Below are 26,864 nucleotides of genomic sequence, written 5' to 3'. Positions count from 1 at the left end.
TTGATCAACCTTGAGCCATAGACTGCTTCCATTTTGCTGGCGCCGTCAATGACTGATTTTGAGGTTTATATGTCATTTCTGACATCATCTGCGTTGGTTATGGTGTCACCGATAATCACGGTCAGGGAGTAACGCGCATGCCCATTTTAGACGAGAAATTCAGTGTGCCTTCGATCGAGAAATTCCGCGCCATGATATCGCCGGAGGGAGTGGCGCCACTCCATGTCGGCATCGTCATCGGGCCCGGCTTCGTTCCCATGGACATGGTCGGCATCCAGACAGTTTTCGGGCTAATGCCGGGCACTGAAATTCATCTGGTCTGGAAATCTCTGGACCTCGTCGAAGGTTTCCCGTCCTGGTGGACGAAGCCGACGACGACCTTCGCAGATTGCCCAGATCTTGACGTCATCGCTGTCCCGATGCTGCCTCCGGAAATCCTGAACGATGCCGAGGCGGTTGAATTCGTCGCTGCGCAGGGACGCAGGGCTCGCTGCGTCATCGGCATTTGCTATGGCGTTCTTATGCTGGGCGCCGCAGGTCTTCTCAGGAACAGGCGAGTGACCTCCAGCCATAATGCGTTGCCGATTCTATCCCATCTCGGGGCGGCAGAGGTGGTGCAGGGGGGCGCTGGCGTTGTCGTCGATGGCAATCTTTACACCGCGGGCCCTGGCGTCGGCAGCTTCGAGGCCGCCCTGCTCGCAGTCGAGCGCATTTTCGGGCGATCTAGCGCTGAATTTGCCGAGTGGATTATCGAGTACGATCCCCATCCGCCCTTTGGCACAGGAAACGCTATACGCGCGCAGCCCTTGCGTGTCTCGCAGTCCGAGGCGCTGATGGCCGACATAACTTTCCAGTACTCACACGTCGCGGTGGAGGCGTTCGCCAAAATTTCGCGGCGTTGACCAAGAATCCGCCTGTTTTGCGTTCCAGCAGGCGCATCGCGACACGCTACAATCGGAGCGCGACCAACTTCCTCGCAGCCGTCTGCATCGCAGCGGCTGTCAGCTATTGGTCGTGAGTCTAGATGTGGCGTATAAGGAGGTCGTTCACCCGAGCCAAAGACTCGAGAGGGGTCGTTGCCACGCGATGCACTCGGGACGGGGCTGTCGCAAATTTTGCGGGTTAACCGAGTTTTGAGGCAGGGCTGGGCAAAAGGCTCTCCGACAGGAGGGACCGCCAATGCTCTTGACCGCCGTTGCCGAGAAGCTGAAGCGCCGAGCGAAAGACGACTTCAAGGGGCGTCACTTTGAGCCCTGGCTCATTATCCAGGCAGTCTCCTGGTTTCTCCGCTATCCCCTGAGCTGCCGCGACGTCGAGAGCTTGTTCGCTGAGCGCGGTTTCGAGGTCGACCACAGCACGATCAACCGCTGGGTTCTCGCTTATGCGCCCGAGATCGAGAAGCGCCTGCGCCAGTTTCGGCGTCTGCATTGCGGTTCGATCCGTGTCGACGAAACCTATGTAAAAATCCGCGTGGAGTGGCGCCATCTGTACCGCGCCATCGACAAGCGCGGTGTTCCTGTCGATTTTTGCTGACCGCCAAACGCTGCTACCTCGCCACGGATTTGCGACAAGCCCGGCGATTCAGATGCGTATGTTTCCACGAAAGGCGATAAACTTTGCGGTAAAGAAGGTGCAGAGATTTAGGTTTGCCCCGCCCGCTAGGACGCCTCATGTCGAAAAAGCATATCGCCGCGCATCTTTCCCGTATCGCTGACGCTCTCGAGCGCCTCGCGCCGCCCGCGCCGCCGGCGCCGGATTTTTCAGCCGCCGAGGCCTTCGTCTGGCGCGCGGCGGGCTCGGTCTTCCATCCGGTCGAACGCGTCAACCGCGTGAGCCTGGGGCTCCTGGAGGGGATCAACCTCCAGCGCGACATCCTCTTCTCCAACACCGCCCGCTTCGCCCGGGGCCTGCCGGCCAATAACGCGCTGCTCTGGGGCGCGCGCGGCATGGGCAAATCCTCGCTCGTCAAGGCAGTGCATGGCGCGCTGGCGGGGGAGGGGCGGCTCAAGCTCGTCGAAATCCATCGCGAGGACATCGAGGCCTTGCCCGATCTCCTTGGCGCCCTCGCCGGCGCGCCCTACCAGTTCATCGTCTTCTGCGACGATCTCTCCTTCGACGGGCCGGAGACGAGCTACAAGGCGCTGAAAAGCGCGTTGGAGGGTGGCGTCGAAGGGCGCCCTAGCAATGTCCTCTTCTACGCGACCTCAAACCGGCGCCACCTCATGCCGCGCGACATGATGGAAAATGAGAGCGCCAACGCCATCCATGGCAAGGAGGCCGTTGAGGAGAAGGTCTCGCTCTCCGACCGTTTCGGGCTGTGGATCGGCTTCCACAATTGCAGCCAGGATGATTACCTCGCCATGGTCTTCGGCTACGCCCGCCATTATGGCCTGGAGGCGCCGGAGGCCGATATACGCGCCCAGGCGCTGGAATGGGCGATGACGCGTGGCGCGCGCTCGGGCCGCGTCGCCTGGCAATTTGTCACCGACCTTGCCGGGCGGCTGGGGAAGACGCTTTAGATGAGACGGACGGCTCTCCTCATCGTGGCGCTCGCGATCGCTCTGCTCCTGCTTTGGCTGTTCGCGCCGAGGCAGGAGGAGGCGGGCCAGCGCATCGAGGGCCGCGCCAAGACCGAATTGGTTGAAGCCTGTAATCAAGCCGCCGCCGATAACGGGCGCGCCATTCGCTTCACCACTGCCGATGTCGTCGCGCCCCGCCGGGAAGCGATCGAGACGGCGAGCGGCGTGGCGCTCCTCGCCTCGATTTTGCAGGCGCGCCGAGAAGGCCAGCTCTGCGTTTGGAACGGGATCGACCCGGCGACGATCAGGCCGGCCGAATAAGGCGAATTGTCTGAAGCTTGCGCGCCTCAGGGCGCCGGATGCGAATGGCCTTCGCCCTCCTTGGGCTCGGGGATCAACGAGCCTTTGCCGTCCGGGAGGTTCGCGGGCAGCAGCTCGAAATTCAGCAGCACCACTGGCGTCTTGCCGACATTCGACGACTCATGGGTCTGGGCGCCGGTCTCGGTGAAGCAGTCGCCCGCTTTATAGACGGTGGTTTTGCCGCCGATGGCGTAGGCCATTTCTCCAGAGACCATGCAACGTATGCCCGGCCCGACATGGTGATGGGCGTGCATATAGCCGGCTTCGTCCATGGTCACTTGCGTCACGCGGATCTTGTATTTGCCGGTGAGCTCGGCGAGATGGCCGAGGTCCGAGAGCTCCGCCAGGGACTTGGCGTGGAAGCCCTTGAGATCGACGCCATCGGCGCGGGCGGCCCCGGTGAAAGAGAGGCAGAGCAGGGCGAGGCAGGCTGCAAGCTTATTGGACATGGCGCTTCCTTTGTTCCTGGCGCGCCAGTCTATCGGAGCCCGGGCGCCCGGCAAGCGACCTTGTCGCTCTACTCCCGCAACTGGAGAGGCGTCCGCCGCCCCCCTTCACTCTCGCGGCCTGCTGGCCTAAGAGAAGCGCCATGCGCGACACGCCCGAGCTCACCTCCGCCGCCGACATGCTTGCCGATTTGCGCGGCGAGATCGACCGCATCGATCTCGATATGCATCGGCTGCTGATGGCCCGCGGCGAGATCATCGACCGGCTGATTGCAGCCAAGCGCGCTCAAGGCGGCGGCTGCGCCTTCCGGCCCGATCGCGAGGCGCAGATGATGCGTGCGCTTGTCGAGCGCCATCATGGCCTATTGCCGCTCGACGCGGTCGAGGGCATCTGGCGGGTCATCGTCTCGACCTTCACTTATGTGCAGGCGAATTATTCCGTGCATGCCGACGACTCGGGCGGCGATGCGCAGATGCGCGACAGCGCCCGCTTCCACTTCGGCTTCACCGTGCCCTATGTGGCCCACCATGGCGCCCGCGCGGTCATCGACGCGGTTGCGGCCTCGCGCGGCGACCTCGGCATGCTGCGCGCCGCCGGCGCTCTCGAGGAGGGCGCCTGGTGGGAGCGGCTCATCGGCGAGAGCGCGCCCAAGATCATTGCGCGACTGCCCTTCGTCGAGCGCCCCGATCATCCGGCCGGCCTGCCGGTCTTCATCGTGGCCCGGCTCGCCGCGGATGCGGCGTCGCGCGACATCGTACTGCACGCGATCAATCTGCCGCATTGGGCGCACGCCATTCCCGCCGTCGTCTCGGCGCTCGAGGGCGAGATTCTCGCCAGCGCGCCGCACGCTGGCGGTGGTTTGTCGCTCATGGTCGCCGCGCCAGGCCGCGTCGAAGCCGCGCGCTTCGCGCAGGAACTGGCGGGAGCCGGCGTGGTCGACGCCGTCGTGGAGCCCATCGGCAGCCATGCCGAACGATACGAACTCAGCGAAGCGCGCAGCGGCGTCTTTGCGCCCAGGAGCTAAGTTATGACGCGTCCCATTCCCCGCCCCGGCGTCCTCGACATCGACGCCTATGTGCCCGGCAAGGCCGGCGCGCCCGGCGCCGGTCGGGTCTTCAAGCTCTCGGCCAATGAAACGCCGCTCGGCCCGTCGCCCGCGGCCGTGCAGGCGCTGCGAGACATGGCGCATGAGATCGCCATCTATCCCGAAGGCTCGTCGAGCGCCTTGCGCGAGGCGATCGGCGCGCGCTACGGGCTCGATCCCGCACGCCTCATCATGGGAGCAGGCTCGGACAATATTCTGGAGCTGCTGGCGATCGCCTATATCGGGCCGGGCGACGAGGGCCTCTACAGCCAATATGGCTTCCTGGAGTATAAGATCGTGACGCTCGCCGCCGGCGGCGTCCCCGTCGTCGCGCCCGAGACCAATTATACGGCGAATGTCGACGCCATATTGGAGCGCGTGACCCAGAAGACAAAGATCGTCTTCCTGGCCAATCCGAACAATCCGACCGGCAGCTATCTCCCGGCCGCGGAGGTCGAGCGGCTTGCCAAGGGCCTACCGGCGCGCACGCTTCTCGTCCTCGACGCGGCCTATGCAGAATATGTGATGCGCGCCGATTACGAAGCGGGGACCGCGCTCGTCGACGCCCACGAGAACGTCGTGATGACCCGCACTTTCTCGAAGATCTACGGCCTTGCGGGGGTGCGGCTCGGCTGGGGCTATGGGCCGGCGCATGTGATCGACACGCTCAACCGCATCCGTTCGCCGTTCAACGTGTCGAGCGCGGCCTCGGTCGCGGGCGTCGCCGCCGTTCAGGACACGGCGCATGTCGCGGCGGCCGTCGCCCATAACGAGAAATGGCTGCCCTGGCTGACGCGCGAAATCTCTGGTCTGGGGCTGGAGGTGTTGCCGAGCGTCGCCAATTTCGTCGCCATCCGCTTTCCGCAAACGCCGGGCCGCACGGCCGCGGACGCCGACCGGTTTCTGACCGCGCGGGGCCTCGTGCTGCGCGCCATCGGCGCCTATGGCATGGGCGAGTTCCTGCGCCTGACAATCGGCTCGCAGGAGGCCAATGAAGCGGTGGTCGCCGCGCTCGGCGATTTCATGTCCGACAGGAAAGCGGCGGCCAATGGCTGAGCCGATCTTCGACAGGCTGGCGATTGTCGGCGCGGGCCTCATCGGTTCGTCGATCGCCCGGGCGGCGCGAGATTTTGGCGCCGCGCGCAAGATCGCGATGCTCGACGCCTCCGAGCAGGTCATGGCGCGCGTACGCGAATTGGGCCTTGCGGACGAGGCCGGCGGCGACGCGGCGCAAGCGCTGAAGGGCGCAGATCTCATCATTATCTGCACGCCGGTCGGCGTCTGCGGTGCCGTCGCCGAAGCCATTGCGCCCTACCTCGAAAAAGGCGCGATTCTCTCGGACGTCGGGTCTGTGAAAGGCGCGGTCGTCGCGCAGATTGCGCCCCATTTGCCCGCAGGCGTTCATTTCATCCCCGCGCATCCCCTTGCGGGCACTGAATTCTCCGGCCCTGACGCGGGCTTTGCGACGCTGTTCCAGAATCGCTGGTCCATTCTCACGCCGCTCGAAGGCGCGGACGTGGGCGCGGTTGAAAGGCTTGCCGATTTCTGGGCGCGAATCGGCGCGAAAGTCGAAACGATGAGCCCCGAGCATCACGACAAGGTGCTGGCGCTCACAAGCCATCTGCCGCATCTCATCGCTTATAACATCGTCGGCACGGCGGATGATTTCGGCGAGCAGACGCGCTCGGAAGTGATCAAATTTTCGGCGTCCGGCTTTCGTGATTTCACCCGCATCGCCGCATCCGATCCCACCATGTGGCGCGATATTTTTCTCAACAACCGCGAGGCGGTTCTCGAAATGCTCGGGCGCTTCAACGAGGATTTGAGCGCGCTTCAACGCATGATTCGCCGCGGCGACGGGGAAGGGCTCTTCGACTTCTTCAGCCGCACGCGCGCCATTCGCCGTTCGATCGTCGAGCAGGGACAGGACACTTCCGCGCCGGATTTCGGCAGGCGATAACTGAATTGCAAACACAACTTAACGAATTTGGCTTCGCCTGGAGCATAGATTGTGCTAGAATACCACTATTCTAGTAGTGCGATTCCCGCCCGAATGGAAACATACAGGCGCAAGAAATCGCGCATTTTTCAAGAATGAAGCGCGCTTATCGCAGAAGCTTGTCAGCTTTTGCGGGTGGCGCTCTAAGACGTTCAAGGACGTCGACATGCCGACTATCTATGTCGTTGCGCAAGAGCAGGACGAACGTGCGGCTATTGCCGCGCTTGTTTGCCAGGAGTGTCGCTCCGTCGAAGTTTTCAGAGACGTGTCGGCCTTTCTCGCCCATAAGGACCCGAGCGAGCCCGGATGCGTCATTCTGGAGCTCAAAGAGCCGGCATCCTCTTCAATTCGGCGAATGCGAGAGTTCCTCGAGCCGCTGCCGATCATCATCGTCTCGCCGAGCGCGGTCGTCGCGCGAGCCGTGCAGGCGATGAAGCAGGGGGCCGCTGATTTCCTCGCCAAGCCGCTCGAAAAGGAAAGGCTCGTTTCCGCCGTCCAGCGTGGGCTCGATATCAGCAGGGCGCGAATGGAGCAGACGCGGCGCAAAAACGAGCTGCTCGCGCGCTATCAAACGCTCAGCGCGCGCGAAAAGGACGTGGTCGGCGCAGTCCTCGATGGACGGGCGAACCGGGAAGTCGCTTCGCAGCTCGGCATTCGGCCGCGCACCGTCGAGATTCACCGCTCGAATGCAATGACCAAACTTGGGGCGCGATCCTTGCCCGAGCTCGTGCGCATCTGGCTCGATCTCACGGACGGGAACATGTGCTGAATATGGCCATCGAGTGTCACTCGGCCGTCATGTGAAATACTTGCGAAAACGCTGTTTCGCAGAGAATTAGGTATATTCCCCAAATTGAGCGCCGCGCCTGTCGCGGCTAGGTTTCGGGCCAGCTTCGGTGTCCGCTGCGGCTTTTTCCAGCGTTTCGTGCGGGGAGTAGAAATGACCGAACTCGGCAAATTCGGCGTTGCATTGGCGTTGAACGAAATCACACTTACAGCATCCGTCACCCCCATGCATCGGACGCTTCTCGCAAGTTATCGGATGAATGCGCATCGTGGCGAGAAGTCGGCTCGCGATTTGATTCTGAGCGATCTTCGCAGCTTTCTCGATCTCGGCGCGCTCGAGCGCGCAACGGATACTTTGATCGTCTTGGCGCTCTTCATGAGAGAGGCGGCTCGTAACGAGCGGCGCATGTCGCTTACGAAAAGGCGCCATCACGACGCCATTGCGCTCCAGCGCTGGCGTGGAGCCCCGCGCGCGCATTACACGGTGGGCAAGAACGCGAACGCCATGCAGCCCCCGAGCCTGCGGTTGGTGCCGTCTGAAAATATGCGTCTCGAGCCGGCGGAGAGCGAGGGAAGCGACGCCCTGCGCTGATTTTAAGATGTCTTTCCGCCGGGCCCGATACGCAGGACGTCGTTCGCGTTGCGGGAGATAAAATCCTGGAGGCCCCCGGAGAGCTTGGCGAGCAACCAAGGCAGTTGCACCTCTATCCGAACCAATTCAGGCAGAACCGTCATTTGGGCCGTCGCGCTTTGACCCAGCGCGGCGACGCGAACCGTGGCGACGTCCCCGGTCCAGCTAACTTCCGATTGCGCGACCTTATCGACATATTCGCGCTGCAGCATTTGTATCCGCTCGGCGAGACGCTTCTTGGCGGTCTCCACTCCGAGATCGTGCGGCACGGTGATCGTAATGGTGTTCGCCATGGCGTCTCTCCCGGACGCTGATGTAGGCGCTGGCGTACCTAAAGGAAAGCGTCGCGCCTCTGTCCGGCTAAGCTGCTGCTGCGCTTCGCTGTTCCAATGGGCGAACGAAGGGCATTGAATCTTGGACGTTTCATTTTGGCGACCCGGCGCCTAAATACAGCCAGGCTTGCGGAATTACGTTGCAAGACGGCGGAGCTGCGTTGGCAAGCTATGCGCCAGTAGCGCATGCCGAAGGGTCAATCAATTTTCTGACAAGCATCAAAGGGGGCGACATGACGATGTTGAGCGCCTTTTCGAGGCGGCAAATTCTTCGGCTCGCTTCTGCAATGGGTCTTTCCTCTCTAGCTTTCCAAGAGGGGGCGTCGTCGCCGGCGCCTGGCGCGCCGCCATCATCCAGCGCCTGTGACCTTTATCCTAAAATCGGCGCCTTCGATTGCCGGCTCTTTGCGTTGCAGGGCGAGCGCCTCGCCGAGGCGCAGCGTCGTGACGCTCTCCAGGCGATGCAGGCCTATCTAGCGCGACAAAAGGCGGACTTTCTTGGTTACCAGGCCAATCAATCCCTGTCCTATGCGCACGACCTTTCGTTTTTGCTCGATATGCACGCCAACAACATCGGAGATCCTTTCGAAAATTCCAACATGGCGCTCAACACGAAAGCGATGGAGCGCGCGGTGTTGGATTACTTCGCGGCGCTATGGCGTATGCCGCAGGCATCCGCCAGCGATGCTGGCGCGCTTCCGCCTTATTGGGGCTATGTCTTGAGTATGGGAAGCACCGAGGGGAATCTCTTCGGGCTGTGCGCGGCGCGCGATTATCTGGCGGGACGCCGCTTGTTCAGAGAGTCGGACGGACGGATTGCCTGCAAAGCGGCGCACGCGCCGGAGGCGCAACCGAATGCCTACCGACCGGTCGCCTTTTTTTCCGAAGATACGCATTATTCGGTCGTGAAGGCGCTGCACACGCTGGCCATCGACAGCTTTCACGAACTCGGCGAGTCCCGTTATCCGGGGCAGTGCCCATTCAATGGCGGGCGCTGGCCATTGTCCGCGCCCTCTCAAGGGGGCGACCGTGGACCCGGCGCAATCGATATCGAAAAGCTTGCGGCTTTGGTCGCCTTCTTTGCGGAGAAGGGCCACCCGATCATCGTCGTGCTGAATTATGGGTCAACTTTCAAGGGCGCCTATGATGACGTCGCGGCGGTCGGGAAAGCGCTGGAGCCGATCCTGGAACGGTTCGGGCTCATCGAACGGCCGGTGGAATACGAGTCGGGACATTGCGATCTTCGCAGAGGCTACTGGATTCATGTCGATGCGGCGCTCGGGGGCGCCTACATGCCGTTTTTGAAAATGGCGCAGGCAAAAGGATTGATCAGCGACGCGGGGCCCGATTTCGATTTCGCGCTCCCTCACGTCCATTCGATTGTCATGAGCGGTCACAAGTGGCTCGGCGCTCCGACGCCTTGCGGCGTCTATATGATGTGGCGCAAAGATCAGCTTCTCCCGCCAGACGACCCGGAATACATTGGCGCACATGACACGACTCTGGCCGGCTCACGCAGCGCGCTGGCGCCCGCTATCCTTTGGCTGTGTCTCGCCCAGGCCTCGCACGAAGACTTGATGCGCAAGGCGATCAGCTGCGAAGACGTCGCGGGTTACGCATTCGAGAAACTCTCCGCGTTGGATCAGCGGATGCAGGGCGCATTATGGGTCGAGCGGACGCCTTTATCACTTGCCGTTCGCTTCCGTGCGCCGAGCGACGCGATCGTGAAACGCTATAGCCTGGCAGTGATGAATTTGAATGTCGACGGAGAGAAGCGCGCCTATGCGCATATCTATGCGATGGATCACGTCACGAAAGCGCTGGTTGATAAGCTCGTGGACGATCTCGCGAAAGGATAGCAATCTCACCGATCTTCACCTTCGCTGATGTTCGTTGTCACCGCGCGAACCTGCCGCAAAAGAAATGGGTCGCCCGGAGGGCGACCCACAGAAAGCTCGCTTCAAGTTTCTGATTCCACCGATCTCTCGGCGAGATCAGCTCCTTGATCAGTAGCTGTAGTACATGTCGAACTCGACCGGATGGGGCGTCATTTCGAAACGATAGACGTCCTGCATCTTGAGATCGATGTAGGCGTTGATGAAGTCCTCGTTGAACACGCCGCCGGCCGTCAGATAGGCGTAGTCGGCTTTGAGGCTGTCGAGCGCTTCACGCAGCGAGCCGCAAACCGTCGGGATCGCCTTCAGCTCTTCCGGCGGCAGGTCGTAGAGGTCCTTGTCCGACGGCGCGCCCGGGTCGATCTTGTTGGCGATGCCGTCGAGGCCCGCCATCAGCATGGCCGCGAAGGCGAGATAGGGGTTCGCCGTCGGATCGGGGAAGCGAACCTCGATGCGCTTGGCCTTCGGGTTGGAGCCGAAGGGGATGCGGCAGGAGGCCGAACGGTTGCGCGAGGAATAGGCGAGCAGCACCGGCGCCTCGAAGCCCGGGACCAGACGCTTATAGGAATTGGTCGAGGGGTTGGTGAAGGCGTTCAGCGACTTGGCGTGCTTGATGATGCCGCCGATGTACCACAGGCACTCCTGGGAGAGGCCGGCGTATTTGTCGCCAGCGAACACCGGCTTGCCTTCCTTCCAGATCGACTGGTGGACGTGCATGCCCGAGCCATTGTCGCCATAGACCGGCTTCGGCATGAAGGTCGCCGATTTGCCGTAGGAATGCGCCACCTGATGGATCGCATACTTATAGATCTGCAGGTGGTCGGCGACGGTGACGAGCGTCTCGAACTTCAGGCCGAGCTCGTGCTGGGCGGAGGCGACTTCGTGGTGGTGCTTCTCGACCTTGACGCCCATCGCCGCCATGGCGGCGAGCATCTCGGAGCGCATGTCCTGGGCCGAGTCGACCGGCGGAACCGGGAAGTAGCCGCCCTTGGTGCGGACGCGGTGGCCGAGGTTGCCGCCCTCATAGGCGGTGTCGGAGTTCGTCGGCAGCTCGACCGAATCGAGCTGGAAGCCCGTGTTGTAAGGGTCGGCCGAGAAACGGACGTCGTCGAAGACGAAGAATTCGGCCTCGGGGCCGAAGAAGGCGGTGTCGCCGACGCCGATCGACTTCACATGCGCCATCGCCTTCTTGGCGATCGAGCGCGGGTCGCGGTTGTAGGGCTGGCCGGTCGCGGGCTCCACGACGTCGCAGACGATCGACATGGTCGAGGCTGCGAAGAAGGGGTCCATGGTGACGGTCGAGAGGTCGGGCAGGAGCGTCATGTCCGACTCGTTGATCGCCTTCCAGCCGGCGATCGAGGAGCCGTCGAACATGATGCCTTCGTTCAGCGCCTCTTCATCGACGATCGACACGTCGAAGGTCACGTGCTGCCACTTGCCGCGCGGATCGGTGAAGCGGAAGTCGACGTATTTAACGTCGTTGTCCTTGATCTGCTTGATTACGTCTTTGGCAGTTGTCATGTCGATCCTTGCCTCTTCCTTGGGTTTAGTTGCTTGCGTTTGCGGCGCAGCGGAGCGGCGAAACAGTTTTTCGAGGAAGCTCACTGACAGGCTCGAAGCTTAAATCGCGTCCACGCCGGTTTCCCCCGTGCGGATTCTGATCGCGCCTTCGATATTCGAAACAAAAATCTTGCCATCGCCGATGCGACCCGTCTGGGCGGCCGTGCGAATGGCCTCGACGGCGCGATCGACGGCCTCGTCCGCAAGAACGATCTCGATTTTTACTTTCGGCAGGAAGTCAACGACATATTCGGCTCCCCGATAAAGCTCGGTGTGCCCCTTCTGGCGGCCGAAACCCTTCGCCTCGGTGACGGTGATGCCTTGCAGACCCGCAGCCTGCAGCGCCTCTTTCACTTCATCGAGCTTGAAAGGCTTAATGATCGCCTCGACTTTTTTCATCGCTTATCCCCGCTGCGCCTGAAGCTCCCGCCCGCACCCGCGCTTCGCCTTTGCCGACGCCGCCGAGCTTCTACCATCTGAGCGATTTCCGCGCCATGGCCAATCGGTCGGCGCCCGATCCCGCAAAAATGCATCATATTTAGGCTATTTGATTAATTTCTGTGCTGATGTTGTTCAATTCATGGGCGTTAATCCGAGTAGGAAACGACCGGTAGATCAGCGCGGGCGCCCCATTCCGACCAAGAGCCGTCGTAGACGGTCGCAATCGGCCGCTCCGCGGCGGCGAAGGCGAGGCTGAGGATGCAGGCGGTCATGCCCGATCCGCAGCTGGCGATTGTCGGCTTGGCGGGATCGAGGCCCGCCGCGGCGAAGGCGGCTTCGAGACCGGCCTTGTCCTTCATGCGCCCGCTCTCGATCACTTCGGGGAAAGGCAGATTATAAGCGCCGGGCATATGGCCGGAGCGCAGCCCCGGGCGCGGCTCGGGGGCGCGGCCCATGAAACGCTCCGACGAGCGCGCGTCGACGACCTGCGCGCCGCCGCTCGAAAGCGCAGCATTCACCTTCTCCCAGTCTGCGACGAGCTGCGGGTTGAACCTGGCCGTGAAATTGCGCGGCTCGCGGGCGAAATCGCCGGTCTCGAGCAGCCGGCCCTCAGCCTTCCACCTGGGCAATCCCCCGGAAAGGATCGAGACCTTCTCGACTCCGAAGACTTTCATCGTCCACCAGAGGCGGGGGGCGGAGAAGAGGCCGACGCTGTCGTAGATGATGGCGCGCATGCCGTCGCCGAAGCCCAATCGGCCCATCTCAGCCGCAAAGACCTCGGGCGAAGGGAGCATATGCGGCAGGTCGGTCGCGTGGTCGGCGATCGCTTCTATGTCGAAGAAGACGGCTCCAGGAATACGGCCGGCCAAATACTCCGCCCGCGGGTCGCGGTTCGCCGCCGGCATATGCCAGGAGGCGTCGAAAACGACGACGTCAGGCGAGGTGAGATTCTCCGCGAGCCATTGCGTCGAAACGAAAAGCGTCGAGGGGTCGGTGACAGGCGCCATATCGTGTTTATTCCCTCTTCAGTGGCCTTCACGCGCGGCGACGGCCAGCGCGCTTGTGACGGCGGCGATTTTTCGCAGAAGCGCTTCGTCCTGAATCCGCCCCTCGGCGTCGAGATCGTTGCGGCCGACTGGGATGTTCGCGCAGGCGGCTTCGACGACATTCGCGCCCGCCTTGTCAAGCACAAGCCGAAGCGCATGAAATGCGTCGCCTGCGCCGCCGTGGGCGGATGGATTGATCCATCCGACGGGTCGGCGGTAGAGGCTGCTTGCGCCGATCGTCCAATCGAGCAGGTTCTTGAAGCTTCCGGGCAATGAGCCCGCATATTCTGGCGTCGAAAACAATATGGCGCCCGCGCGCGCAAGCTTGTCTCTCATTTCCTGCACGGCGGGAGGCGGCGCGTCGTGGTCGTGATCAGGATTGAAATGCGGCAATTCCGCGAGCCCGTGAAAGGGCGTCATCTCGACGTCCGGCCCCGAGGCACTCGCTGCGGCCGCAAGCACCGCCCCATTGATTGAGCCCGCGCGCAGACTCCCACATATCGACACGATTCTGGTTCGCCCTTCGGTCATCCTCGCCGCCCCATCGGCGCCGGCGCTGCTTGCATCCAGCGCCGTCCGGGGGACAATAAGCCGATTCGATTCTCACTGTCTCCCTGGCGCGGTTATCATGCTCGACATCCCCGGCAAGGTCTGCGGCCCCTGCCATTTCTGCTGTAAGGTCCTCGAAATCGAGGAGATGAAGAAGACCGCGGGCAAGCTCTGCGAACATTGCGTGGGCGCGGGAGGCTGCGGCGTTTACGCCACGCGCCCCGATGTCTGTCGTGACTATCACTGCCAATGGAAAGAGGACCGCGGTCTGCCCGCGACCATGCGGCCAGACAGGGTCGGGACGCTCCTCATGGACGATCCGGACAGCGACGAGTACCATGCGGTCTGCGACCCGGAGAAGCCCTTTTCCTGGCGCAATCCTCTCATATTCAGACATCTCGTCTCGGAGGCGAAAGCCGGCAGGATTGTCGTCGCCAAAGCGGGGCTGCGCGCCTGGCGTATTTACGCGGACGGTCATTGGCAGGAGTCGGCGTGAGGCTTCGTTCCCTGCGCGCGGACTTCTCGAGCATCGAGCCAAAATGAGCCGGATTTTGAAGTTTCACCTGCCTTCCGCAGTATTACCGATGGTGGCGCTCGCCTGCATCGGAGCCGCGCCGGCGGCCGCCGAGACGATCAGGGCGCATTATGTGTTGAGCCTCATGGGGCTCTCCATTGGCAGCGCTTCCGCCTCCGGCGTGGTGGAGCCGGAAAGCTACCGCGTCGATGTTTCCATGCGCACGACGGGGCTCGCCAATCTCGTGAACAGCACCAAGGGGGCCGCGACGGCGAGCGGCGGCCTGACCGCCGCCGGCCCGTCGCCTTCGGCCTACGCCAACACCACATCCAACAACGACGAGACGCGCACTGTCCGAATGTCGCTCGCGAGCAACGCCGTGCGTGCGGTCGAGGTGAAGCCGGAGCCCTGGGACGCGGAGATGCGCATCCCCCTCAATGAGGGCGCCAAGAGGCGCATCGTCGATCCAGTCAGCGCGCTGATCATGAGCGTTCCCCAGGGCCAGGAGCTCGTCGGGCCCGCCGCCTGCAATCGCACAATCTCTGTGTTCGACGGCGTCACCCGCTTCGACGTCCAGCTCTCTTATTCTGGCGCACACACCGCGCAGGCGCACGGCTATTCAGGCCCCGTCGCGGTTTGTTCGGCGCGCTACACGCCGATTGCCGGGCATCGTCCTGATAGCAAGTCGACGCGCTACATGGCTGAAAACCGGGATATGAACGTGTGGCTCGCGCCCATGCCGGATGCGCATGTCGTCGTGCCGATCCATATCGATATTCGCACCGGCGCGGGCCAGCTCGTGATCGACGCTTCGGAATTCCAGATCGCGTCGCGGCAGGCCGACCGGTCCCGGTAAAAAGCGAGAGCTTGGTCGTGCGGTTTCGGGTAACGCCGCATCTGGCGTTAATCGATGCGCACTTCCTTAGTCTTTTTGCGGTTGCGGCGATCGGACTCATATTCGAGATAGCGGATTTCTTTCGGCTCGCCGTCCGTGCGCAGGCAGAACGCCGGGCGAGGCGTAAAGCCGCCAGCGGGGTTTTCGAAACAGTCGGAGAAACGCAGCTCGCACTGGAACATGGTCTCGGTTTTCGGCGCTGCGTGCGCCGCGACGGCCTGGGCTTTGTCGACCGCTTGCTTGCAGAGCGCGGAGGTGAACCCCCAGGCCTGACAATCGCTCATAGAGGACATGTATTTCCCGTCTTCCGCGCATGCCGGCGCCGTGCGGCGGGCGTAGAAAAACGAGAAGCCGGCGGCGGCCAGCGCGACAAGGATGACGATTAATTTCAAAGGGCTGTTAGCCATGTCTGCTCGCTTGGTTCACGGTTCAGACATTAGTCGTCGGCCGTATACGGGGGCAAGCGCAATCTCCGCTGCGCGGGCTGGATAAGATTGGTCGTGTGAGCACACTGGACGCGGGCGATGAGGTCGCTTGACAAGGATCAGCGACTGCAATAGTTCGTTTGAGCACCGCATTTCGGAACCGGTCGATGAGCTGTGGAAGCAATCGCTCACCGAGCGCGGACAGGGCAGAACAGATATGCGCCCGCCCTTTCGAGGTTCGCGTTAAACGCGCGATGGGAACATGTCCGCGATGCGATCCTAAAACTTGGTATCTGACAACTCCGGCGGCGACGCCGGATCAGATGACAGCATGTCGGCTAATGGTTAGAACCGACAGTTAAGTGTGACAGAAGGAGGAGATAATGGGCGCTATTCTCGAACTCACCAGCTATGCGTCGACCCCGGTCGGCATGATCGCGATCATCGTGATCGGCGCGGCTGCCTATTTCGCTGCGCGCTGGGTCTTCACGGACTAATTCAGCGCTTCCAGCACGCCTATATCAAGGCGCGGCGCGTCGGCATTCGCCGATGCGCCGCGCCTTAATTTTTTGGTGATTTTCTTTTGCGCGTTGCGCCCAAGGAGAATGCTTGCGTCTTCCCGCATCCTGAGTATTCTTGCCCCGCCTCCCAACTCGAGTGGGCAGGTATGGGTCTAGCGTCGCTTCGAGGACAGTCCGCCAAACAGCAAGTACTGTCGCGACGCATGTGAGGCGTTATTTCCGCTCTCGTGGCGCCGCCATGCGAAGCGGGACGAGACGATGGCGCCTACCTCTTCGATTAGGGCTGGAGGAGCGGATGGACAGTATCCGGGCGAGCGGGGACAATACGGACCTTGCCAGGGCGGCCCCGCGCCCAGAAAATGACGACGGCGCGCCATCGCAACAGGCGGGCAGCATCGACGTCGCCATCGCCGACAAGAGCCCGCTGATTCTAGCGGGGCTCGACAAGCTTCTCTCCGACGACAAGCGTTTCAATCTCGTGCTGAAAGTGACGGATGGCGAAGAGTTTCTGGAGGCCGCCCGGCAGCAGAAATTCGCCATCGCGGTCATCGGCTGGCAATTGCCCACGCTGCATGCGCGCGACGTTTTGCGCGCCCTCTCCCGCCAGGTCTCAGCGCCCAAAATCGTCGTCTATAGCGGCACCAACGATCCCGCGGCGCCTGCGGAGACCTTGCAGCTCGGGGGCGCGGGCTTCGTCTCCAAACGCGCCCCGCCGGAGCGTCTTCTCGACGTGCTGGCGGCGGTGGCGGCGGGGGATATGGTGTTTCCCTTCGTTGATATCCGCAAGATGCGCAGCGATCCTCTCGAGAATCTGACGCTGCGCGAGAGAAGCCTGTTGTCGGCTTTGGGGTCGGGCCACACCAATAGCCAGCTGGCCAAGGATTTCGGCGTCTCGATCAACACGATCAAATTCCATTTGCGCAATCTTTTCGAGAAGCTCGATGTGCGCAACCGCGCTCAGGCGATCGCCTTGTTTCTCGAAATGAAGCACGGCAGCTGGCCGGGCGGCTCCGGCGGACGCAGCATGGAGCCGACGACAACCACGCGCGGGCGGCGTCGCGCCGAATAGGCGCGCCTGCCGCATGATTTCGTCTGAGCGGAAGGCGCGCTAAGGCGCCGGAAAGAGCGCGTCGGTCTTTCCCGTCAGCCGATAGGCGGCGAGGCCGACCCATTCGTGCATCGCAAATTCGAGGAGGGCGAAGCTTCGCGATGCGTGGCGCGGCACGCTCCAGCCACCCATCTCGCCGGCCGTGCGGTAATCGACCGGATAGGCGATCACCGGAAAGCCGGCCTTGCGAAATATGCCGATAGAGCGGGGCATATGCATGGCCGAAGTAACGAGCAGCCAGCGCTCGCCGGGCTTTGGCTGCACGAGGTCGCGCGTAAAGACGGCGTTCTCGAACGTGTTGCGTGACTTGTCTTCATAAAGCACGTCACCCTGGTCGAGGCCGACCTCTCGCCAGAAACGCTGCACGGTCCCAGCTTCCGTATAGGCCGACCCCCGCAAGGCTGACGTGCCGCCGGTGAAGACGACGCGCGCCGTCGGATATTTCCGCTTCAAGGCAATCGGCGCGGTCAGGCGCTCGGCCGCTTCGGCGAAGGTGACGCGGTTGCGCACCCCACTCAAATTCTCGTCGACCGAGCCGCCGAGCACGATAACGCCATCGGGCGCCGGCATATCGTCCGGCGGCGGCGGAAAACGGGCTTCGAGTGGGATCGCGACGAGACCGGGGAGCGGCGAAAAGCCCATGACGAGCAGAAGCGCGATCGCGCCGCCGGAGAGCGCGCAGCCGGTTCTTTTATGCCGGGTGAAAGAAAGCGCGACGCCTAAGGCGCCGATGAAGAGCGCCAAATGCGTCGGTGCGGCGAGAACTTCGAAAATCTTGGAAAAGATGAAGAACATGAGGTCCCAATAGGCAAGATAGATTCTCCTCTCCCTGAGGCAGCCGCCAGGTTGGCGCCTAGTAGGGAGAGGAAGCCATGCAGTTCGGATCACCCCGCCCTCTTGCGTCGAGATGACGCCCTACGGCGCCTCCTCAGCAAGAGAGCGGAAGGTCTCATTTGGATTCCGCTCGATTGGTTCTTTGTCAGTCCCAACGCTCGCGACGCGAACGATCGAGAATCCAGAGCGCAACAACAATTCTTGTGGTTCTGGATTCCCGGTCGGGCTTTCAGCCCGCCGGGAATGACAAGCCCAACGCTTTCAAACGGGCCTTACATATTCGGATAGTTTGGCCCGCCGCCGCCTTCCGGCGGCACCCAGGTGATGTTCTGCGCCGGGTCCTTGATGTCGCAGGTTTTGCAGTGCACGCAGTTTTGGGCGTTGATCACGAAGCGCGGATCGGCCTTCGCCTCCTCATCGCCATAGACGACTTCATAGACGCCCGCCGGGCAATAGAGCCGCGCCGGCTCGCCATAGATCGGCAGATTTTGCTCGATCGGAATCGAGGGGTCGGCCAGCTTGAGATGCACCGGCTGGTCTTCCTCGTGATTGGTGTTCGAGACGAAGACCGAGGAGAGCTTGTCGAAAGCCGGCTTTTGCGTGAGCTTCTGATAGACGATCGGCGTTACCTCCGAGAGCGGCTTCAGGCAGGCGTAGTCCGGCTTGCCGTGCTTCAACGTGCCAAAAAACGAAAAGCCGAAGAGCTCATTCGTCCACATGTCGAGGCCAAAGAGCGGCGCGCCGAGATAGGTGCCGAGCTTGGACCAGATTGGCTTGACGTTGCGCACCGGCTTCAGGTCGCGGCCGATGTCGGACGCGCGCCAGGCGGCGTCGTAAGCCGTCACTTCGTCATGCGCGCGGCCTTCCGCGATCGCCGCCGCCACATGCTCAGCCGCAAGCATCCCTGAAAGAATGGCGTTGTGAGAGCCCTTGATGCGCGGCACATTCATGAAGCCTGCCGCGCAGCCGATAAGCGCGCCGCCGGGGAAAACGAGCTTGGGCACGCTCTGCCAGCCGCCTTCGGTGAGCGCGCGCGCGCCATAGGCGAGACGCTCGCCGCCTTCCAGCGTCGGCGCGACCATCGGATGGCACTTGAAGCGCTGGAATTCATCGAAGGGCGAAAGCGTCGGGTTCGAATAGTTCAGGTGGACAACAAAGCCAACGGACACCAGCCCATCCTCGAAATGATAGAGGAAGGAGCCGCCGCCCGTGTCGGCCTGCAGCGGCCAGCCGAAGGAGTGCTGCACGCGGCCGGGGTGGTGCTTCTCTTTCGGGATGCGCCACAGCTCCTTGAAGCCGATGCCGAATTTCTGCACGTCGCTGTTCTTGCAGAGATCGTATTTGGCGAGCACTTGCTTCGACAGCGAGCCGCGCGCGCCTTCCGCGAAGAGCGTATATTTGGCGCGCAGCTCCATGCCGCGGGTGAAACTGTCTTTCGGCGTTCCGTCGCGGTCGACGCCCATGTCGCCGGTGGCGACGCCGAGCACCTCGCCGTTATCGCCGTAGAGAATCTCGGCGCCGGCGAAGCCGGGATAGATCTCCACGCCCAGCGCCTCGGCCTCGGAGGCCAGGAAGCGCACGACATTGCCGAGCGAGCCGATGAAATTGCCGTGGTTGTTCATCAGCTTCGGCATCAGAATATTGGGGATGCGGAAGCCGCCCTTCTCGGAAAGCAGCAGGAATTGATCGTCATGCACCTGCGTCTTCAACGGCGCTTCGTCATGCGACCGCCAGGAGGGGAGGAGGCGATCGAGGCCGATGGGATCGATGACGGCGCCCGAGAGAATATGCGCGCCGGGCTCGGAGCCCTTTTCGATGACGACGACGGAGAGATCGGGCGCGACCTGCTTGAGCCGAATCGCGGCGGCGAGGCCGGCCGGTCCGGCGCCGACGATCGCCACATCGTAGTCCATGCCCTCGCGCTCGGGCAATTCCGTAATCTCTTCAGACATTTCCGATCCCTTTTCGCGTCCCTTTCGCGCAGCGTCGGCGGCACTCTAGCCTTTTTCTTCGCGGCGCGCCAAAACTACGCCCGGAGCCGCCGGATTGGGCGGCTCGGAGCCATCAATCGATGTTTTCCAGCCTCTCCTGGCCTGTCGCAGTTTGGTTGTTTATCGCAGCCACTGCATTGCACAATCCGCCGGAGGCTATCTGGCTGCTGGATCCGCTCGAAAGGGCGGGGGCATGAAGCGGCTTCTCGGCCTAATTTTCGTCATTCTCGTCCTAGCCGCCGTTTGGTGGGGCCTCACGCGCAACAATTCGTCGCAGCCGACCGCCTTCCTCGGCTATGTCGAGGGCGAAACTCTCTATATCGGTCCGAATGAAGGCGAGCGGCTGGCGCAGCTCTTCGTTGCGGCCGGCTCCGTCGTGAAACCCGGCGATCGGCTTTTCAACATGTCGACGACGCTTCTCGATCGTAGCCGGGCGGAGGCTGTCGCGCGCATCGGCCAGCTCGAGGCGCAGGTGCAGAACCTGCAGGCGGCCATCAACCGTCCGCAGCAGATCGCGGTGCTGCAAGCCGCGCTGGAGCGCGCCGAGGCGTCGCTCACCTTGTCGCGCAACGACTACGACCGCCAGCGCAAGCTCTTCGCCACCGGCGACATTTCGAAGTCGACGCTCGACCGCGCCGAAATGGCGCTGAGGCGCGACGACGCCAGCGTGAAGGAGGCGCGGCGGCAGGTGGAGGCGGCGCGCATTCCGGGCCGCTCGCAGGAAATCGAGGCGGCGCAGGCGTCGCTCAATCAGGCGCATGCGCAATTGCAGGCGATCGACATACGTATCGGCCGCCAGAATGTCGTCGCGCCGGCCGGCGGGGTGGTGCAGGACGTGTTTTTCCGCCCCGGCGAAGTGGTGAACGCCGGCCAGCCCGTGGTGGCGCTGCTGCCGCCGGAAAACCGCAAGGTGCGGTTCTACGTGCCGGAGCCGCGTCTCGCCGGCGTCAGGCTCGGCGCGCGCGCGCGGGTGCAATGCGACGGATGTCCGGCCGATCTCTACGGCCGCATTTCCTTCGTCGCGAGCCGGCAGGAATATACCCCGCCAGTGATTTTCAGCGATGTCGAGCGGGCGAAACTCGTTTTCAAGGTGGAGGCGCGGCTCGAAGGGAAGGCGCGGGAACTGCCTTTGGGGATGCCGGTTTCAGTGACGCCGCTGATGGAAGCGACGGAGGCGGGGAAGTGAGAAAGCTGCAACTGTCTTTGTTTATTGCCGGAAACCTCTCGGCGTCATGCCCGGCCTTGTGCCGGGCATCCACGCAGGGGAGCCGCGGCGCGGTCGCCATGTCATCAAGGTCTTCGCAGCTTCGAGGCGTGGATGGCCGGGACAAGCCCGGCCATGACGGCTGACAGGCGGGCGGGCAATGACAGAAACAGCGTCGCCCGACATTGCGATCGACGTCTCGGGCCTCACCAAAATCTTTGGGGAGAAGAAGGTCGTCGATAATTTCACGCTGCGTGTCCGACGCGGCCATATACAGGGATTCCTCGGACCCAACGGCAGCGGCAAAACGACGACGATCCGTATGCTCTGCGGCCTGTTGACCCCCGACAGCGGCGAGGGTCGGTGCCTCGGCCTCGACATTCGCACACAGCAGGACGAGATCAAGCGCCAGGTCGGCTATATGACCCAGGGCTTCTCGCTCTATCGTGATCTCACGATCCGCGAAAACCTGGAATTCGTCGCGCGCATCTATGGTCTCGAGGCGCCGGAGGACATGGCGCAGGCGGCGCTGGAGCGGCTCGGATTGACGGCGCGCGCGGGCCAGCTCGCGGGCGAGCTCTCCGGCGGCTGGAAGCAGCGGCTTGCGCTCGGAGCCTGCATTTTGCCGGGGCCTTCGCTGCTTTTGCTGGACGAGCCGACTGCCGGCGTCGATCCAAAAGCGCGCCGCGATTTCTGGGACGAAATCCATCATCTCGCCAATGAAGGCCTCACCGTGCTCGTCTCGACGCATTACATGGACGAGGCCGAGCGCTGTCACGAGATTGCTTATATTCTCGATGGCAAGCTGCTGGTCTCGGGCTCGATCGAGGAAATCCTTCGCAACGCCGGGTTGACGACTTACGTCGTGAGCGGCGAGGGGCTCGACGCGCTCGCGGCCGAACTGAAACATGCGCCGGGCGTCGACATGGTGGCGCGTTTCGGTGCGGCCCTGCATGTCGGCGGACGCGACGCGCGCGCTATGGAGGCGATCGCGGCGCGCTACGCCAACGCCACGCATCGCTGGACGCATGACGTGGCGACGCTGGAGGATGTTTTCATCGATCTGATGACGCGCAACCATCGGAACGGCCAATGACGCAGGCGCCGAGACACATGGACGCGCAGCCGGCGCGGCGGGGCCGCCTCGCGCAATCCTGGCAGCGGCTTGTCGCCATGTTCGTGAAGGAGTTCATCCAGCTCCGGCGCGACCGGCCGACCCTCGCCATGATCGTCGGCATTCCCCTGATGCAATTGCTGCTCTTCGGTTACGCCATCAACACCGATCCCAAGCATTTGCCTACGGCTGTTTTGGTGAGCGACGACAGTCCCATTGCGCGTGCGCTGCTCGGCGCGTTAAGCGCAACGGACTATTTTGATGTCAAATATGTCGCGAAGGGAGAGGCGGACGCCGATGCGTTGATCCTTTCCAACCGGGTCCAGTTCGTCATCCAAATCCCGCCGGATTTCTCGCGCCGGCTGGTGCGCGGCGAGCGTCCTGGGCTGCTCCTCATCGCTGACGCGACGGACCCTACGGCAACCGCCGGCGCCGTCGCGGCTGCGCTCGGCGCGGCTAATCAAGCGCTCGATCGCGAGCTCACCGGACCGCTCGCGTCGCTCGCCCAGAACGCGCCGCCCTTCGATTTGCAGGTGCAGCGCCGCTACAATCCGGCAGGCGAGGCGCGTCGCAACATCGTGCCGGGGCTCATCGGCACCATCCTCACCATGACGATGCTGATTTATACGGCGCTGTCGGTCACGCGTGAGACGGAGCGCGGCACGATGGAAGCGCTCCTCGCCATGCCGGTAAAGCCCGTCGAGATCATGCTCGGCAAGATCACGCCCTATGTCCTGGTCGGCGCCGTGCAAATGGCGACGATCCTGACCGTCGCGCGCTTTCTCTTTCAAGTCCCAATCGTCGGCTCGCTCTTCGTGCTCGTGCCGCTGACGCTGCTTTTCATCGTCGCCAATCTGTCGATGGGCTATACGCTTTCGACCATCGCCGAGAACCAGCTCCAGGCGATCCAGATGACCTTCTTTTTCTTTCTGCCGAGCATGTTGCTCTCGGGCTTTCTCTTTCCGTTCTATGGCATGCCGGTCTGGGCGCAATATATCGGCGAGGCGTTGCCGCTCACCCATTATCTGCGCATCGTGCGCGCGGTGATGCTGAAAGGCTCAGGATTCGCCGACCTCGCGGCGGACGCCGGCGCGCTGGCGCTCTTCGCGCTTGTCGCAATGAGCATTGCGGTGATGCGCTTCCGCCAGACGCTGGATTGACGGATGGCCGCCGCGGCATAACATTGAACCGATGGAGGCAGCCATGACGAAGCCAGAAGCCGACCCGATCACGCGCTTCAACATGATTTGGAGAGTCGCGGCCGTTCTCGCGCTGCTTCTCGGGGCCTATAATATCTGGTCCTTCTTCAACAGCAGCCGCTATCAGGCCTTGTGCGGCGCCTCCTATTGGGAGCTGAGCCGCGCGCAGCTCGACGCCTGCCTGGAGCAGAAGCAAAATCTGGAAGGCAAATAGGTCGGCGAGGGGAGATCGCGATGGGCAGAACGCTGGCATGGGTCATTTGCCTTGCGCTGCTTCCGGCAGCGGCTGGAGCCGCCGAAATTCATCTCGATTGCGCGCGGTCGAACCAGACAGCAATGGTCGACATCGACACCGATCGACAATTCTTGCAGATCATGTGGGGTGAGGGCGTCGCCGAGGAATATAAGCAGGGCGACTCCTATATTTCGGGGCCGGACAAATATGGGCGCAAGGAAAAGGTCGTCTATGTGATGGGCCTCGACAAGAGCCTCGTCACTTTCGGCACGGACCGGCTCTGCATGGAGGACGGCGCCAAGAAATGCCGCGAGCAGCATTTGCGCAACACACTTGACGTCGCTCGCGGCGAAATGAAATACGATAACGGCGACGAGATCGCCGTGCTGACCTGCCATCCCGCGCCGCCGGGGCGGCGGTTTTAAGCTAAAACCGCGCTCCGAGCTTCTGACGGGCCCACTTTCATTCGGAAAGGCTGTGGCGTCGTAAGTCACACAGCTCCCTCCGTAACAAGGGCCCCTATGATTCGCCTGGAAAATATCAGCAAGCAGAACGGCTCCCAGATTCTCTTTGTCGAGACCTCGGCGACGCTCCTGAAAGGGGAGAAAGCCGGCCTTGTCGGCCCCAACGGCGCCGGCAAGACGACGCTCTTTCGGATGATCTCGGGGCAGGAGCTCCCAGACGAAGGCCAGGTCTCGGTCGATCGCGGGGTCACCATCGGCTATTTCAACCAGGATGTCGGCGAAATGTCGGGCCGCAGCGCCGTGGCCGAGGTCATGGACGGGGCGGGGCCCGTCAGCGCCGTGGCCGCGGAGCTGCGGGAGCTCGAGGCCGCCATGGCCGACCCCGACCACGCCGACGATATGGACGCGATCATCGAACGCTACGGCGAAGTGCAGGGCCGCTTCGAGGAACTCGACGGCTATGCGTTGGACGGGCGCGCGCGCGAGGTTCTCGCCGGCCTCAATTTCAGCCAGGAGATGATGGACGGCGACGTCGGCGCGCTGTCGGGCGGATGGAAGATGCGCGTTGCGCTCGCCCGCATCCTGCTCATGCGCCCGGACGCCATGCTGCTCGACGAGCCGAGCAACCATCTCGACATCGAAAGCCTCATCTGGCTCGAGGCGTTTCTGAAAGGCTACGAGGGCGCGCTGCTCATGACCTCGCACGATCGCGAATTCATGAATCGCATCGTCTCCAAGGTCATCGAAATCGACGGCGGCGCGCTGAACGCCTATTCCGGCGATTACGAGTTCTATGAGCAGCAACGCGCGCTCAACGAAAAGCAGCAGCAGGCGCAATTCGAACGCCAGCAGGCGATGCTCGCCAAGGAGATAAAGTTCATCGAGCGCTTCAAGGCGCGCGCCTCGCATGCCTCGCAGGTGCAGAGCCGTGTAAAAAAGCTCGAAAAGATCGAGAAAGTTGAGCCGCCGAAGCGCCGCCAGACCATTCTTTTCGAATTCAGGCCCGCGCCACGCTCGGGCGAGGACGTCGCGGCGCTCAAGAACGTCCACAAGAGCTACGGAAGCCGGCGCATCTATGAAGGGCTCGATTTCGCGGTGCGTCGCAAGGAGCGCTGGTGCGTGATGGGCGTCAATGGGGCCGGAAAGTCGACGCTGTTGAAGCTCATCGCAGGCGCGGCGCAGCCGGACGACGGCTCGGTGACCATCGGCGCGAGCGTCAAGATGGGCTATTTCGCCCAGCACGCCATGGAGCTTCTCGACGGCGATCGGACGGTTTTCGAGGAGCTGGAATACACTTTTCCGCAGGCGGGGCAGGGGTCGCTGCGCACGCTGGCGGGTTGCTTCGGCTTTTCCGGCGACGACGCGGAGAAGAAGTGCAGTTTTCTTTCCGGCGGGGAGAAAGCGCGGCTCGTAATGGCCAAGATGCTCTATGATCCGCCGAATTTCCTCGTGCTCGACGAGCCGACCAACCATCTCGATTTGGCGACGAAAGAAATGCTCATCGCCGCGCTCGCCGAATATGAGGGCGCGATGCTCTTCGTATCGCATGATCGCCGCTTCCTGGGGGCGCTCTCAAATCGCGTTCTCGAGCTGACGCCGGAGGGCGTTCATAAATATGACGGCGGCTATACGGAATATGTTGCGCGCGCAGGCTACGAAGCGCCCGGGTTGCACAATTGATCGGCGCGGCTTCTTCTTGGAACTATTATAAAAAGCTCAATATTTGAGCGCTCCGCCCGCTTGGCTAAATCTAGGACATGCGTCACTATGTGTCGTGTCTATATAGCGCTGGCGGGCGGCCTCAAATGCATGGGCCGGGAGAGAAGATCGGACGCTGCTCTCCAAACCATCGGCGCGCAACCTTGATGACGGAACGCATCCATGACCGATCTGGTTGAACAACGCGCCTTGAAGTCCACGCAAACGCTTCCCGGCGCCGCCCCGGCCGAAGAGCAACCCAACGCTTTTTCGAGTGGCGTCGCTCTTCAAGACGCGACCGTGCTGATCCATGTGCGCTTCCGGCCCGACGGCAATGTTTGGGAAATCGCCGAATGCCCCGACTTCATGGATAAGGACGAATGGTTCAAGCGGCTTTGCGCCCGCGCGGGAGACAAGTTCCAGGCGCGCTGCGGCGCGCGTGGACTCTTCCGGTTGTCGCTCGCGCAATTAGAAGCGCTGAAAGCGCCTGTTCTCCACTGATACGAAATCCGATTGATTGGTTCCTTGGCTCTGGATTCCCGGTCAGGCCTTTGGCCTGACCGGGAACGACAAGGCCCTGCGAGATGCAGAAGGAATAATAAGCTGCGGCGGCGCGTTTTGTCGCCGCGCGTCACCTCCCGCAAAAGACCTCGTGCAGCAGCGAGATCACGCGCTGTACGCGCTCGTCGGCGAGCGAATAATAGATCGTGCGGGAGTCACGCCTCGTCTTCACCAGGCCGTCCTGCCGCAGTCTCGCGAGATGCTGCGAGAGCGCGGATTGGCTCAGCCCAACTGCGTTCTGCAAATCGGTGACGCAAATTTCGCCCTTATGCAGCTCGCATAGAACCATGAGGCGATGCGCATTGGCGATCGCCTTCAAAAACTGCTCGGCCTCTTCGGCCTTGGGGATAAGCGCCTGGATGACGTCGGCATGCGGTCTCGACGTCGAGCTTCTGGCTGTTCTCTGTTGCTTCGGCAAATGGGTGAGATCCTGAAGCGTCATATTGGGCGCG

At 62.4% G+C, this 26,864-nt stretch carries 29 protein-coding genes and 2 pseudogenes; 21 read left to right on the top strand and 10 right to left on the bottom strand.

The features are described from left to right. Positions 1–137: 137 nt before the first annotated feature. The 5 genes and pseudogenes from OGR47_RS14555 (at position 138) to OGR47_RS14535 (ending at position 2,840) form a co-directional block, all read left to right on the top strand. A complete protein-coding gene (locus tag OGR47_RS14555; RefSeq protein WP_165053019.1) occupies positions 138–902 on the top strand; it encodes a DJ-1/PfpI family protein in 765 nt (254 codons plus the stop codon). A 17-nt stretch (positions 903–919) separates the two neighbouring features. Then, a pseudogene (locus tag OGR47_RS14550) lies at positions 920–1,018 on the top strand (IS5/IS1182 family transposase); the annotation flags it as partial. A 161-nt stretch (positions 1,019–1,179) separates the two neighbouring features. Beyond that, positions 1,180–1,583, top strand: a pseudogene (locus tag OGR47_RS14545) (IS6 family transposase); the annotation flags it as partial. An 87-nt stretch (positions 1,584–1,670) separates the two neighbouring features. After that, on the top strand, positions 1,671–2,519 hold the full coding sequence (locus OGR47_RS14540; protein WP_165053016.1) for an ATP-binding protein: 849 nt from the start codon (positions 1,671–1,673) through the stop codon (positions 2,517–2,519). Then, a complete protein-coding gene (locus OGR47_RS14535) occupies positions 2,520–2,840 on the top strand; it encodes a hypothetical protein (RefSeq protein ID WP_165053013.1) in 321 nt (106 codons plus the stop codon). Positions 2,841–2,866: 26 nt separating this feature from the next. On the opposite strand, the gene OGR47_RS14530 is transcribed toward OGR47_RS14535, so the two are convergent. Then, positions 2,867–3,328 (bottom strand): cupin domain-containing protein, encoded by a 462-nt coding sequence (locus OGR47_RS14530; RefSeq protein WP_165053010.1) that lies wholly within the window; start codon positions 3,326–3,328, stop codon positions 2,867–2,869. Positions 3,329–3,468: 140 nt separating this feature from the next. Between OGR47_RS14530 and OGR47_RS14525 the strand changes: the two genes are divergently transcribed. The 5 genes from OGR47_RS14525 to OGR47_RS14505 all read left to right on the top strand — a co-directional run bounded on the left by OGR47_RS14525 (position 3,469) and on the right by OGR47_RS14505 (position 7,787). Continuing rightward, positions 3,469–4,350: a chorismate mutase gene (locus tag OGR47_RS14525; protein WP_165053007.1), complete on the top strand. Its 882-nt coding sequence runs from the start codon at positions 3,469–3,471 to the stop codon at positions 4,348–4,350. 3 nt (positions 4,351–4,353) lie between these two features. Next, complete coding sequence (gene hisC / locus OGR47_RS14520) at positions 4,354–5,466, top strand: histidinol-phosphate transaminase (RefSeq protein ID WP_165053004.1); 1,113 nt, start codon at positions 4,354–4,356, stop codon at positions 5,464–5,466. Further along, complete coding sequence (locus tag OGR47_RS14515; protein WP_165053001.1) at positions 5,459–6,370, top strand: prephenate/arogenate dehydrogenase family protein; 912 nt, start codon at positions 5,459–5,461, stop codon at positions 6,368–6,370. Before hisC ends, OGR47_RS14515 begins: the two co-directional genes overlap by 8 nt. A 205-nt stretch (positions 6,371–6,575) precedes the next feature. Continuing rightward, the gene (locus tag OGR47_RS14510; protein ID WP_165052998.1) at positions 6,576–7,178 is read left to right on the top strand and encodes a response regulator transcription factor; all 603 of its coding nucleotides are present in this window, start codon (positions 6,576–6,578) and stop codon (positions 7,176–7,178) included. A gap of 171 nt (positions 7,179–7,349) precedes the next feature. Beyond that, entirely contained in the window at positions 7,350–7,787 is a 438-nt protein-coding gene (locus OGR47_RS14505; protein ID WP_165052996.1) for a hypothetical protein, read from the top strand. Positions 7,788–7,789: 2 nt separating this feature from the next. Here OGR47_RS14505 and OGR47_RS14500 read toward each other — a convergent pair whose 3' ends face one another. Further along, complete coding sequence (locus OGR47_RS14500) at positions 7,790–8,119, bottom strand: polyhydroxyalkanoic acid system family protein (RefSeq protein ID WP_165052993.1); 330 nt, start codon at positions 8,117–8,119, stop codon at positions 7,790–7,792. Positions 8,120–8,391: 272 nt separating this feature from the next. Here OGR47_RS14500 and OGR47_RS14495 point away from each other — a divergent pair, with 272 nt between their 5' ends. Beyond that, a complete protein-coding gene (locus OGR47_RS14495; protein WP_165052990.1) occupies positions 8,392–10,017 on the top strand; it encodes a pyridoxal-dependent decarboxylase in 1,626 nt (541 codons plus the stop codon). 147 nt (positions 10,018–10,164) lie between these two features. Here the strand turns inward: OGR47_RS14495 and glnA are convergent, their stop codons facing one another. From glnA to OGR47_RS14475, 4 genes are all read right to left on the bottom strand, one after another. Then, positions 10,165–11,574, bottom strand: a complete 1,410-nt coding sequence (gene glnA, locus OGR47_RS14490) for a type I glutamate--ammonia ligase (RefSeq protein ID WP_165052987.1) — start codon at positions 11,572–11,574, stop codon at positions 10,165–10,167. A gap of 99 nt (positions 11,575–11,673) precedes the next feature. Next, positions 11,674–12,012 carry a P-II family nitrogen regulator gene (locus tag OGR47_RS14485; RefSeq protein ID WP_165052984.1) on the bottom strand — a complete coding sequence of 113 codons (339 nt, stop codon included), beginning with the start codon at positions 12,010–12,012 and terminating at the stop codon, positions 11,674–11,676. Positions 12,013–12,200: 188 nt separating this feature from the next. Next, a complete protein-coding gene (sseA, locus tag OGR47_RS14480) occupies positions 12,201–13,061 on the bottom strand; it encodes a 3-mercaptopyruvate sulfurtransferase (RefSeq protein ID WP_165052980.1) in 861 nt (286 codons plus the stop codon). A gap of 18 nt (positions 13,062–13,079) precedes the next feature. Beyond that, on the bottom strand, positions 13,080–13,631 hold the full coding sequence (locus OGR47_RS14475; RefSeq protein ID WP_165052978.1) for an NADPH-dependent FMN reductase: 552 nt from the start codon (positions 13,629–13,631) through the stop codon (positions 13,080–13,082). 97 nt (positions 13,632–13,728) lie between these two features. Here OGR47_RS14475 and OGR47_RS14470 point away from each other — a divergent pair, with 97 nt between their 5' ends. Together OGR47_RS14470 and OGR47_RS14465 are read left to right on the top strand one after the other, a co-directional pair. After that, entirely contained in the window at positions 13,729–14,145 is a 417-nt protein-coding gene (locus OGR47_RS14470) for a hypothetical protein (protein WP_165052976.1), read from the top strand. 43 nt (positions 14,146–14,188) lie between these two features. Beyond that, entirely contained in the window at positions 14,189–15,019 is an 831-nt protein-coding gene (locus OGR47_RS14465; protein WP_165052974.1) for a DUF3108 domain-containing protein, read from the top strand. Positions 15,020–15,066: 47 nt separating this feature from the next. Here the strand turns inward: OGR47_RS14465 and OGR47_RS14460 are convergent, their stop codons facing one another. After that, complete coding sequence (locus tag OGR47_RS14460; protein WP_165052972.1) at positions 15,067–15,465, bottom strand: DUF1190 domain-containing protein; 399 nt, start codon at positions 15,463–15,465, stop codon at positions 15,067–15,069. An 834-nt stretch (positions 15,466–16,299) separates the two neighbouring features. Between OGR47_RS14460 and OGR47_RS14455 the strand changes: the two genes are divergently transcribed. After that, complete coding sequence (locus OGR47_RS14455) at positions 16,300–17,073, top strand: response regulator transcription factor (RefSeq protein ID WP_165052970.1); 774 nt, start codon at positions 16,300–16,302, stop codon at positions 17,071–17,073. Between the two features lie 39 nt (positions 17,074–17,112). On the opposite strand, the gene OGR47_RS14450 is transcribed toward OGR47_RS14455, so the two are convergent. Both OGR47_RS14450 and OGR47_RS14445 read right to left on the bottom strand, forming a co-directional pair. Continuing rightward, entirely contained in the window at positions 17,113–17,907 is a 795-nt protein-coding gene (locus OGR47_RS14450; RefSeq protein WP_165052968.1) for a YdcF family protein, read from the bottom strand. Between the two features lie 311 nt (positions 17,908–18,218). Beyond that, positions 18,219–19,898 carry an electron transfer flavoprotein-ubiquinone oxidoreductase gene (locus OGR47_RS14445; protein WP_165052966.1) on the bottom strand — a complete coding sequence of 560 codons (1,680 nt, stop codon included), beginning with the start codon at positions 19,896–19,898 and terminating at the stop codon, positions 18,219–18,221. A 232-nt stretch (positions 19,899–20,130) separates the two neighbouring features. Between OGR47_RS14445 and OGR47_RS14440 the strand changes: the two genes are divergently transcribed. The 7 genes from OGR47_RS14440 to OGR47_RS14410 all read left to right on the top strand — a co-directional run bounded on the left by OGR47_RS14440 (position 20,131) and on the right by OGR47_RS14410 (position 26,352). Further along, positions 20,131–21,123, top strand: coding sequence for an HlyD family secretion protein (locus OGR47_RS14440; protein WP_165052964.1), 993 nt, complete (start codon positions 20,131–20,133; stop codon positions 21,121–21,123). A 178-nt stretch (positions 21,124–21,301) separates the two neighbouring features. Next, complete coding sequence (locus tag OGR47_RS14435; protein ID WP_165052960.1) at positions 21,302–22,237, top strand: ABC transporter ATP-binding protein; 936 nt, start codon at positions 21,302–21,304, stop codon at positions 22,235–22,237. 17 nt (positions 22,238–22,254) lie between these two features. Then, the gene (locus OGR47_RS14430; protein WP_165053293.1) at positions 22,255–23,415 is read left to right on the top strand and encodes an ABC transporter permease; all 1,161 of its coding nucleotides are present in this window, start codon (positions 22,255–22,257) and stop codon (positions 23,413–23,415) included. 43 nt (positions 23,416–23,458) lie between these two features. Beyond that, the gene (locus tag OGR47_RS14425) at positions 23,459–23,668 is read left to right on the top strand and encodes a hypothetical protein (RefSeq protein WP_165052957.1); all 210 of its coding nucleotides are present in this window, start codon (positions 23,459–23,461) and stop codon (positions 23,666–23,668) included. 20 nt (positions 23,669–23,688) lie between these two features. Further along, a complete protein-coding gene (locus tag OGR47_RS14420) occupies positions 23,689–24,114 on the top strand; it encodes a hypothetical protein (RefSeq protein ID WP_165052954.1) in 426 nt (141 codons plus the stop codon). Positions 24,115–24,210: 96 nt separating this feature from the next. Continuing rightward, complete coding sequence (locus OGR47_RS14415; protein WP_165052951.1) at positions 24,211–25,833, top strand: ABC-F family ATP-binding cassette domain-containing protein; 1,623 nt, start codon at positions 24,211–24,213, stop codon at positions 25,831–25,833. Between the two features lie 201 nt (positions 25,834–26,034). Continuing rightward, positions 26,035–26,352 carry a hypothetical protein gene (locus OGR47_RS14410; protein ID WP_246729717.1) on the top strand — a complete coding sequence of 106 codons (318 nt, stop codon included), beginning with the start codon at positions 26,035–26,037 and terminating at the stop codon, positions 26,350–26,352. A gap of 130 nt (positions 26,353–26,482) precedes the next feature. On the opposite strand, the gene OGR47_RS14405 is transcribed toward OGR47_RS14410, so the two are convergent. Then, positions 26,483–26,854: an ArsR/SmtB family transcription factor gene (locus tag OGR47_RS14405; RefSeq protein ID WP_165053284.1), complete on the bottom strand. Its 372-nt coding sequence runs from the start codon at positions 26,852–26,854 to the stop codon at positions 26,483–26,485. Positions 26,855–26,864 lie beyond the last annotated feature (10 nt).

The sequence above is a fragment of the Methylocystis sp. MJC1 genome, from assembly GCF_026427715.1.
Taxonomy (GTDB): domain Bacteria; phylum Pseudomonadota; class Alphaproteobacteria; order Rhizobiales; family Beijerinckiaceae; genus Methylocystis.
Note: the sequence above shows the minus strand (reverse complement) of the source record. Positions and strands in the feature narration are given on the sequence as shown.